The organism is Stackebrandtia sp. (assembly GCF_035643755.1).
GTDB lineage: Bacteria > Actinomycetota > Actinomycetes > Mycobacteriales > Micromonosporaceae > Stackebrandtia.
Map to the genome: position 1 here is coordinate 53,022 of NZ_DASQPW010000224.1, position 8,406 is coordinate 61,427.

The 8,406-nt window shown below is 68.2% G+C and carries 11 protein-coding genes and 1 pseudogene; 9 read left to right on the top strand and 3 right to left on the bottom strand.

Going from position 1 to position 8,406, the window contains the following annotated elements:
• Positions 1-40 precede the first annotated feature (40 nt).
• Complete coding sequence (locus VE172_RS17610) at positions 41-559, bottom strand: hypothetical protein (protein WP_324803260.1); 519 nt, start codon at positions 557-559, stop codon at positions 41-43.
• A gap of 340 nt (positions 560-899) precedes the next feature.
• Between VE172_RS17610 and secE the strand changes: the two genes are divergently transcribed.
• The 6 genes from secE (at position 900) to rplL (ending at position 4,845) form a co-directional block, all read left to right on the top strand.
• Positions 900-1,355, top strand: a complete 456-nt coding sequence (secE, locus tag VE172_RS17615) for a preprotein translocase subunit SecE (RefSeq protein WP_324803261.1) — start codon at positions 900-902, stop codon at positions 1,353-1,355.
• A gap of 154 nt (positions 1,356-1,509) precedes the next feature.
• Entirely contained in the window at positions 1,510-2,229 is a 720-nt protein-coding gene (gene nusG, locus VE172_RS17620) for a transcription termination/antitermination protein NusG (RefSeq protein ID WP_324803270.1), read from the top strand.
• Between the two features lie 120 nt (positions 2,230-2,349).
• A complete protein-coding gene (gene rplK, locus VE172_RS17625; RefSeq protein ID WP_324803262.1) occupies positions 2,350-2,781 on the top strand; it encodes a 50S ribosomal protein L11 in 432 nt (143 codons plus the stop codon).
• 73 nt (positions 2,782-2,854) lie between these two features.
• The gene (rplA, locus tag VE172_RS17630; RefSeq protein ID WP_324803263.1) at positions 2,855-3,559 is read left to right on the top strand and encodes a 50S ribosomal protein L1; all 705 of its coding nucleotides are present in this window, start codon (positions 2,855-2,857) and stop codon (positions 3,557-3,559) included.
• A 314-nt stretch (positions 3,560-3,873) separates the two neighbouring features.
• Positions 3,874-4,410, top strand: coding sequence for a 50S ribosomal protein L10 (gene rplJ / locus VE172_RS17635; protein WP_349258436.1), 537 nt, complete (start codon positions 3,874-3,876; stop codon positions 4,408-4,410).
• Positions 4,411-4,461: 51 nt separating this feature from the next.
• Entirely contained in the window at positions 4,462-4,845 is a 384-nt protein-coding gene (gene rplL, locus VE172_RS17640; protein WP_324803264.1) for a 50S ribosomal protein L7/L12, read from the top strand.
• Positions 4,846-5,029: 184 nt separating this feature from the next.
• Here rplL and VE172_RS17645 read toward each other — a convergent pair whose 3' ends face one another.
• Complete coding sequence (locus tag VE172_RS17645; RefSeq protein ID WP_324803265.1) at positions 5,030-5,377, bottom strand: hypothetical protein; 348 nt, start codon at positions 5,375-5,377, stop codon at positions 5,030-5,032.
• A gap of 157 nt (positions 5,378-5,534) precedes the next feature.
• Here VE172_RS17645 and modA point away from each other — a divergent pair, with 157 nt between their 5' ends.
• From modA to VE172_RS17660, 3 genes are read left to right on the top strand one after another with little or no spacing between them, the layout of a single operon-like run.
• Positions 5,535-6,257 carry a molybdate ABC transporter substrate-binding protein gene (gene modA / locus VE172_RS17650; protein WP_324803266.1) on the top strand — a complete coding sequence of 241 codons (723 nt, stop codon included), beginning with the start codon at positions 5,535-5,537 and terminating at the stop codon, positions 6,255-6,257.
• Positions 6,250-7,032 carry an ABC transporter permease gene (locus VE172_RS17655; RefSeq protein ID WP_324803267.1) on the top strand — a complete coding sequence of 261 codons (783 nt, stop codon included), beginning with the start codon at positions 6,250-6,252 and terminating at the stop codon, positions 7,030-7,032. Before modA ends, VE172_RS17655 begins: the two co-directional genes overlap by 8 nt.
• 23 nt (positions 7,033-7,055) lie before the next feature.
• A complete protein-coding gene (locus VE172_RS17660; protein ID WP_324803268.1) occupies positions 7,056-7,928 on the top strand; it encodes an HhH-GPD family protein in 873 nt (290 codons plus the stop codon).
• Here the strand turns inward: VE172_RS17660 and VE172_RS17665 are convergent.
• A pseudogene (locus VE172_RS17665) lies at positions 7,896-8,406 on the bottom strand (hypothetical protein); the annotation flags it as partial. The gene VE172_RS17660 and the pseudogene VE172_RS17665 sit on opposite strands and share 33 nt — an antisense overlap.

Consider the following 8,406-nt stretch of genomic DNA (forward strand, 5'->3'; position numbering starts at 1 on the left):
GCGGTCTCGATGATTGGCCCGGTTCGCGTTGTCAACGCGCTCAGCCGATGCCGGTGACCTCCAGCGCGGTGGTCCAGTCGGTCTGGATGGCGGTGCGCGCGGCCGACAGGGTGACCCGGCCGTCGCACACGGCGTTCTTCAGCTTCGTCTCGACGCCGTCCTTTGTGTATGCGGTGGGCGAGCCGTAATGGGGTTCCGGCCAGAGGTTTTCGGGATCGCGCGGCGCCCCGCCGAGCTCGAGGGGAATGAGGTGGTCCTCCTCGTAGTCGGCGAGGTCGGTGTCGGAGTAGCCGTAGTCGGCGATTCCCTGCACCTTGAGCGGGTTGGTGTAGGAGGTCGGGGGGCGAATGGTGGAGGTCCACCCCGAGACACAGATGGTGGTGTCGATAGTGGATTGCGTGACATCGGGGTTGTACGTCCCCGGGGTGCAGGAAGAATCCGGCAGCGGCAGATTGGCCTGGGAACAGGTACTGGCCTGCGCGGGGCCGGCGGTGACGCCGAGCACGATACCGCCGACCGTCAGGGTGAGAACCGTTGCCGCCATACCGGATGTAGCCACACGAAGAAATCGCCTGGACATTGTGGAGTGCTCCTTTGGGGTGGTGAAGGGGATAACTCAATGATCGCCAGGCGTAATCAGGAAAGTCAATAGAGCTATGTATCGATACGTCGAAGCTTGGGCGAATTTTCCATAATCGACGCATGCTCGCCGCCGTCGTGGGCGGCGTCACGGGGCCGCGCGCCCGCCCGACGTGGCGATCGACGCTCCGCCCGCGGCCGCCCGTGCCGCCGATCTGGTAGCCGTTCGAGGGCTGGGGTATGCTGTGCCCGCTGCCACCAATGGCAGATCACACGCGCAGGACAATCGACCCAAACCCCACCCATGGAGGACAGCCGACGTGGCCGACGACGACAGCCGCGCCGAGGACGCCGAGAAGCGCCCCGGCAAGTCCTCCAAGCGCGACGACGACGCCAAGCCCAAGGGCAAGGCCAAGGCCGATCGCAAGGGTGGCAAGGCCGACGACGCCAAGAAGGACGACAAGTCCGAGGGCAAGGCCGCCGAGAAGTCGTCCAAGGCCGTCAAGACGGAGAAGAAGGCCGACAAGGCCGACTCCAAGAGCGACAAGGCCGACAAGAAGCCCGCCAAGGCCAAGCGCCGCGGGCTGGGCACCTTCCTGCGCGAGGTCATCGAGCAACTGCGCAAGGTCGTCTACCCGACCCGCAAGCAGCTGCTGACCTACACCGCCGTGGTGCTGGTGTTCGTCGCGATCATGATCGCCATCGTCGGCGGCCTCGACGTCGCCTTCGCCAAGGGCGTCGGATGGATCTTCGGTAACGGCGGCAAGAGCAAATAGCCCCCGCCGACCGCGGCGTCGCCGACCACATACCGCTAAAGCGCGGCCAACTGACCGGGTGCTGTAAGTCACCCGGTAAACTCGCATTGCACAGCATCCCGACCAGGCACGTGGCCTGGCACCAATCGCACCAAAGAGAATGTGAGCCTTGAGCGTGTCCGAAAACGACGAGACCGCGACTCCGACCACCACCGAGGACGTCGATGTCACCGACGCCGCGGTTGTGGAAGAGGAGGAAAAGGTCGACCCGGTGGAAGAGCTCCGCCAGGCGCTGCGTTTCGCGCCCGGCGAGTGGTACGTCGTGCACTCCTACCAGGGCTTCGAGAACCGCGTCAAGAGCAACCTCGAGGGGCGCATCGCCAGCTTCGACATGGAGGACTACATCTTCCAGATCGAGGTTCCCACCCAGATGCAGGTGGAGGTCAAGAACGGCAAGCGCTCCAAGGTGCAGGCGAAGGTCTTCCCCAGCTACGTGCTGGTCCGCATGGAGCTGACGCCGGAGTCGTACTCGGTCGTGCGCAACACGCCCGGCGTCACCGGCTTCGTCGGCGCCACCAACCAGACCGACCGCCCGACGCCCCTGATGCTGGACGACGTCCTGAAGTGGCTGACCCCCGCGATCGAGCAGGAGGAGGCCGCCGCCGCGGGCTCCGGCGCGGACGCGGGCTCCGAGGGAGGCGCCACCGCCAAGCCCGAGGTCAAGCTGGACTTCGCCGTCGGCGACTCGGTCACCGTGATCGACGGCGCCTTCGCGTCGCTGCCGGCCACCATCTCCGAGATCAACGCCGACCAGCAGAAGCTCAAGGTGCTGGTGTCGATCTTCGGCCGCGAGACCCCGGTGGAACTGAACTTCAACCAGGTCTCGACCCTGTAACCGCCGTCTCGCCACCGCGCCGCAGGGCGCCGGGTGACCAGCGGATAGACTCGACCAGTTGTCCGGCGCGCGGCAGGCTCGCGCGCCGGTGTCATGAACTAGACAAGCCCAGGAAGAAGAATGGCTCCGAAAAAGAAGATCCAGGTGACGTTCAAGCTGGAGCTGACCGCGGGCCAGGCCACCCCGGCCCCGCCGGTGGGTCCCGCGCTCGGTCAGCACGGCGTGAACATCATGGAGTTCTGCAAGGCGTACAACGCCGCGACCGAAGGCCAGCGCGGCGAGATCGTGCCGGCCGAGATCAGCGTGTACGAGGACCGCTCGTTCACCTTCGTCCTCAAGACCCCTCCGGCGGCCAAGCTGCTGCTGAAGGCGGCCGGCGTGGACAAGGGTTCCGGTGAGCCGCACCGCGAGAAGGTCGGCAAGGTCACCGGCGCGCAGGTGCGCGAGATCGCCGAGAAGAAGATGGCCGACCTCAACGCCAACGACCTCGACGCCGCCAGCAAGATCATCGCCGGCACCGCCCGGTCGATGGGCATCACGGTCGACGGTTAAGAACTCCATCGTGGCGGGGTGTGCGCGCACAACCCAGACCACAACATCCACAGTAGATTAAAAGGATGCGAAAATGAAGCGCAGCAAGAACTATCGCAAGTCCGAGGCGCTGGTCGACCGGGCCAGGCTGTACGGCCCGCTGGAGGCCGTCACCCTCGCCAAGGAGACCGGCAAGGTCAAGTTCGACTCCACCGTCGAGGTCGTGATGCGGCTGGGCGTCGACCCACGCCAGGCCGACCAGATGGTGCGCGGCACGGTCAGCCTGCCCCACGGCACCGGCAAGACCGTCCGCGTGATCGTGTTCGCCGCCGGCGAGAAGGCCGACGAGGCCACCGAGGCGGGCGCCGACGAGGTCGGCTCCGACGACCTGGTGAAGAAGATCCAGGACGGCTGGCTCGACTTCGACGCCGCCATCGCCACCCCCGACCAGATGGCCAAGATCGGCCGGATCGCGCGAATCCTGGGCCCGCGCGGACTGATGCCGAACCCGAAGACGGGCACCGTCACCATGGACGTGGCGAAGGCCGTCGCCGACATCAAGGGCGGCAAGATCTCCTTCCGGATCGACAAGCACGCCAACCTGCACACCATCATCGGCAAGGCGGGCTTCACCGCCGAGCAGCTGGCCGACAACTACGCGGCCGTCGCCGAGGAAGTGCAGCGACTCAAGCCGTCGTCCTCCAAGGGCAAGTACGTCAAGAAGGTCACCGTCTCCACCACGATGGGCCCGGGCATCCCGGTCGACCCGTCGCAGATTCGCGAGACCTCCGCGGTGTAAGGCTTTTCGACAATGGCGCCCGTGCTTTCGCGGGCGCCGTTGTCGTGTCCGCCATAGCCCCTCGGTGTTGGGGGTGACCAGGGCGCCTGTTAAGCTTGCCAAGTTTTCCGATAACCCGAAGACCGTCGGTTTCCGTGCCGGTTCCCCCGCCACGGACCAAGGTGCCGATAACGACAGGCACGACCCGCGTAGGGAGCGAAGAGAACGAGCCACCAGTCATGGTGAATTGCTCGCCTCGTGCGCTGCCCGCGCCCGGGGCGATTTGTTGTTTCGGCTCCTTCCACGGTTTTCCCGAAGCCTTAGGAAGGAGGGACATGGCTGAACGAGTGATTCCCGCCGACAAGATCGCCGCGGTGACCGAGCTGACCGAAAAGTTCCGCGCCTCCAACGCCACGGTGCTCACCGAGTACCGCGGATTGTCGGTGCCGCAACTGAAGGAACTGCGCCGGGCGCTGGGCGAAGGGGCCTCGTACCGGGTCGCCAAGAACACGCTCGCCAAGCGGGCCGCGTCCGACGCCGGTCTGACCGACCTGGACGAGTACTTCTCGGGACCGACCGCCCTGACCTTCGTCACCGGTGAGATCGTCGACGCCGCCAAGGCGCTGCGCGACTTCGCCAAGGACAACGAAGCCCTGGTGATCAAGGGCGGCGTCATGGACGGACTGCCCGTCTCCGCCGCCGAGATCTCCAAGATCGCCGACCTGGACTCCCGCGAGGTGCTGCTGGCCAAGCTGGCCGGTGCGCTCAAGGGCGGCATGTCGAAGGCCGCCGGACTGTTCGCCGCGCCCGCCTCGCAGGTGGCTCGGATGTCCGCCGCGCTGCGGGACAAGAAGGAAGCCGCGGGCGAGTAAGCCACCGTCCGTCCCTAATAGACGTAAATATTGAACGAAAGGAAACCCACCATGGCTAAGCTCAGCAACGACGAACTGCTCGACGTCTTCAAGGAGATGACCCTCCTGGAGCTGTCCGAGTTCGTGAAGCAGTTCGAAGAGACCTTCGACGTCACCGCCGCCGCGCCGGTCGCGGTCGCCGCCGCCGGTGTGACCGGCGACGCCGGTGCCGCCGTCGAGGAGAAGGACGAGTTCGACGTCGTCCTCGAGGCCGCCGGCGACAAGAAGATCCAGGTCATCAAGGAGGTGCGCGCGCTCACCAGCCTGGGCCTCAAGGAGGCCAAGGAGCTCGTCGAGGGTGCGCCGAAGGCCGTCGTGGAGAAGGCCAAGAAGGAAGACGCCGACAAGGCCAAGGAGGCCCTCGAGGCCGCCGGCGCCACCGTCTCCCTGAAGTAAGACAGCAAGCCACGTCAAGGGCGCCCCGCCGATCTCGGCGGGGCGCCCTTGTGTCGTCGTCCCCGAGGCGAACCCGTAGCGGCGCGAGCAAAAGCGCCCCGCCGAGACGGCGGAGCGCTGGAACGTCCGTTTTCCCCGTTATGGACGCGGACCCCCGATGGGCGCCGCTCCACGTCCGGGGTGGTCAGAGACGCTTGCGGCTGGCGAGCTTGTAAGCCAGGTCGTGCAGGCGGGTGCGGCCGTTGGCCACCTCCGCCGTGGGAAGCGTGACGCCGCACAGGTCGAAGAACTGCTCGACGGTCTCCTCGCGCAGGCGCGCGACGGCGGCTTCGTGGGTTTGGGTGATGACAGTGGACAATTCGGCCGGGCCGTAGACCTCGTACGCGTCGGGGCGGATGTCGAGGTTCGACAGCTGGCCCGCCTGGTCGACGGTGACGGTGACGATGGCGCGGGGGTCGCTCGCGCGGAAGCCGCTAACCGTGTCTTCGGCCTGACCGCGCGAGGGTGCTGGTCGCAATCCTGTGTGTCCCATGATGAAGCGTCCTCTCTCGCCGGTTCACGGGTGGGGGTGTGAAAACCATGGTGACGCGGCATTGCACGGTTCTTGCACAGATTTGTCACCGCTGCCGTGCACACAGGTGCGAGGCGATGCTTGCGGGCCGTCGGTGCCCGATGGAATGCTAACCGTCATGCGCAAACTTCTAGTCTTGAGCGTGGTGTTGCTCGGCGCGGGGACGTTGACCGCGTGCGGCCAGGACACCGATCGCATCACGGTGTTGGCCGCGTCGTCCCTGACCGACGTCTTCGGCCACCTGGCCAAGGACTTCGAGGCGGACCACGACGGCGTGACCGTGAAGAACTCCTTCGGCGGCAGCCCGACTCTGGCCCAGCAGGTCATCGAGGGCGCCCCCGCCGACGTGATCGCCACGGCCAGCCCCGACACCATGAAGACCGTCACCGGCGCCCACATGACCGACGGCAAGCCCCAGGTCTTCACGCGCAACCGCCCCGTCCTGGTGGTCCCGCCCGACAATCCGGGCAAGGTCACCGGCATCAAGGATCTGGGGCGTGACAAGCTCCGCGTCGCCCTGTGCGCCCCCAAGGTGCCCTGCGGCGTCGTCGCCCGCGACACCGCGAAGGCGGCGGGCGTGACGGTCAAGCCCGACACCGAGGAGGAGAACGTCCGATCGGTGCTGTCAAAGGTGGCCTCGGGCGAGGTGGACGTCGGCGTCGTCTACGTCACCGACGTGACCAAGGAGGTCAAGTCCATCGACATCCCGCACGCGACCACCACCAAGTACCAGATCGCGGTGGTCAAGGACGCCTCCCCCAACGCCAAGGCCTGGGTGGACTTCGTCACGGGCCCGCGGGGCCAAAAGGCCCTGAAGGACGCGGGTTTCACTGATGCATAGGCGGCGGGTGCCGCTGGGGCTCGGCATTCCCGCGTTTGTGGGGCTGGGCTTCCTGGTGGTCCCGTTGGTGGCGCTGCTGACCAGGGTGCCGTGGGCGCGGTTGTGGACGATCATGACCGCGTCGTCCACCATCCAGGTGCTGTCGTTGTCGGTGGGCACGGCGTGCGCCTCGACCCTGCTGTGCCTGCTGTTGGGGACGCCGCTGGCCTGGGTGCTGGTGCATTGTCGGCCCCGCACCCGCCGCGTGCTGCGCACCATCGTGACGATGCCGCTGATCGCACCGCCCGTGGTGGGCGGGGTGGCGTTGTTGGCGGCGTACGGGCGGCGGGGGGTGGCGGGGGCGCCGGTGTACGAGTTGTTCGGGGTCGCGCTGCCCTTCACCACCGCGGCCGTCGTGGTGGCGCAAACCTTTGTGGCCCTTCCGTTTTGCGTGCTGGCCATCGAGGGGGCGCTGCATGGCATCGACCCCGTGTACGCCGAGTCCGCGACCATCCAGGGCGCGGGGCGCTTCCAGATCTTTCGCTACATCACGTTTCCGCTGGCGGCCCCCGGCGTGGTCGCGGGCGCCACGCTGGCCTTCGCGCGTGCGCTGGGGGAGTTTGGCGCCACGCTGACGTTCGCGGGTTCGCTGCCGGGCGTCACCCAGACCGCGCCCCTGGCGATCTACCAGGCGCTCGACACCGACCCCGCGATGGCCTACGGGCTGTCGCTGCTGCTGTTGGCGGTGGCCGCGGCCGTCCTGTTGTCCCTCAAGGACAGCTGGTGGCCGCGCTGAGCCGCGTGGCATCATTCTTCGCGATGAACGACTGGCTGGCTTCGACCCTGGGCGACTGGTTCGCCGACAACGGACGGGACCTCCCGTGGCGCCGATCGGGCACCACCGCGTGGGGGGTGCTGGTCAGCGAGGTGATGTCGCAGCAGACCCCGGTGGGCAGGGTGGCCCCGATCTGGACCGAGTGGATGGGGCGCTGGCCCGACGCGACCGCGTTCGCCGCCGCCTCGACCGCGGATGTGTTGCGGGCCTGGGGGAGGCTCGGGTATCCGCGGCGGGCGCTGCGGCTGCACGAGTGCGCCGCCGCGATCGTGGAGCGGCACGGCGGCGAGGTGCCGTCGGACGTGGCGGCGCTGGAGGCGTTGCCCGGCATCGGGACCTATACCGCGCGGGCGGTGTCCGTGTTCGCCTACCGCCGGCGGCATCCCGTGGTGGACACCAATGTGCGGCGGGTGGTGGCGCGGTTCGCGCAGGCCAGACCCGACGCGGGGATGGCCACCACAGCGGCGGATCTGCGCGCCGCCGAGGAGCTCCTGCCCGTCGACTCCGGGGCCGCCGCCGACCTGTCCGTGGCGCTGATGGAGCTCGGCGCGCTGCTGTGCACGGCGCGGGCACCCCGCTGCGGGGAGTGTCCACTGGCGAGCGAATGCGGTTTCCTCGCCTCGGGGGCAAAGCTTCCCGACGCTCCGAGCCGCAAGCCGCAGCGGTACCACGGCACCACCAGGTACGTCCGGGGGCAGATCATGGCGCTGTTGCGCGACTCCACCGCGCCCGTGCCGCGGGTCGCCATCGACGGGGTGTGGCACGAGCCGGCCCGCCGCGAGGAGGCCCTGGCGGGCCTGATCAGCGACGGGCTGGTCGACGCGCTACCCGGCGACCGCTTCACGTTGCCGGGGTAGCGCCCATTCGGGGCGCTGGTCCTCGGGCGGCGGGGCGTCGTAGCGCAGCAGGGTCTGGCCCGTCTTGTCGTCCACGAACGCCACCTTGACGGTGAGCCCGCGGCCCAGGGACACCGCGAACACCGCGGTGGCGACGCGACCGTCCACGTTGGCGCCGTAGCAGATGAACCGCCAGTCGCCGTCGTCCCAGGTCTCGCGGACGTCGGTGCGCAGCAGCGGTGCCACGTGCCGGTACACGTCGTTGAACTGGAGGCGGTTGACGCTGGCCTCCAGGGGCGTGTCGCCCGCGGAACCGTCCAGCGGTTTGAACACGGCGATCCTCAGGCGCCGCAGGGGAATCAGCCAGGCGCGATCGAACTCGGGGGAGATGGCCGCCAGGGCGGCGGCCTCGGCGAGCACCAGCACGGCGGCGCCCAGCGGGCGCTGCGCCGCCGCCGTCGCCCAGCCGTCGGGGGCCCAGAACAGGGCGCCCGCGGCG

Coding starts and splice junctions, on each gene's coding strand:
- rplK (WP_324803262.1), top strand. CDS start 2,350: ATGGCTCCGAAAAAGAAGATCCAGGTGACGTTCAAGCTGGAGCTGACC.
- rplA (WP_324803263.1), top strand. CDS start 2,855: ATGAAGCGCAGCAAGAACTATCGCAAGTCCGAGGCGCTGGTCGACCGG.
- rplJ (WP_349258436.1), top strand. CDS start 3,874: ATGGCTGAACGAGTGATTCCCGCCGACAAGATCGCCGCGGTGACCGAG.
- rplL (WP_324803264.1), top strand. CDS start 4,462: ATGGCTAAGCTCAGCAACGACGAACTGCTCGACGTCTTCAAGGAGATG.
- VE172_RS17645 (WP_324803265.1), bottom strand. CDS start 5,377: ATGGGACACACAGGATTGCGACCAGCACCCTCGCGCGGTCAGGCCGAA.
- modA (WP_324803266.1), top strand. CDS start 5,535: ATGCGCAAACTTCTAGTCTTGAGCGTGGTGTTGCTCGGCGCGGGGACG.
- VE172_RS17655 (WP_324803267.1), top strand. CDS start 6,250: ATGCATAGGCGGCGGGTGCCGCTGGGGCTCGGCATTCCCGCGTTTGTG.
- VE172_RS17660 (WP_324803268.1), top strand. CDS start 7,056: ATGAACGACTGGCTGGCTTCGACCCTGGGCGACTGGTTCGCCGACAAC.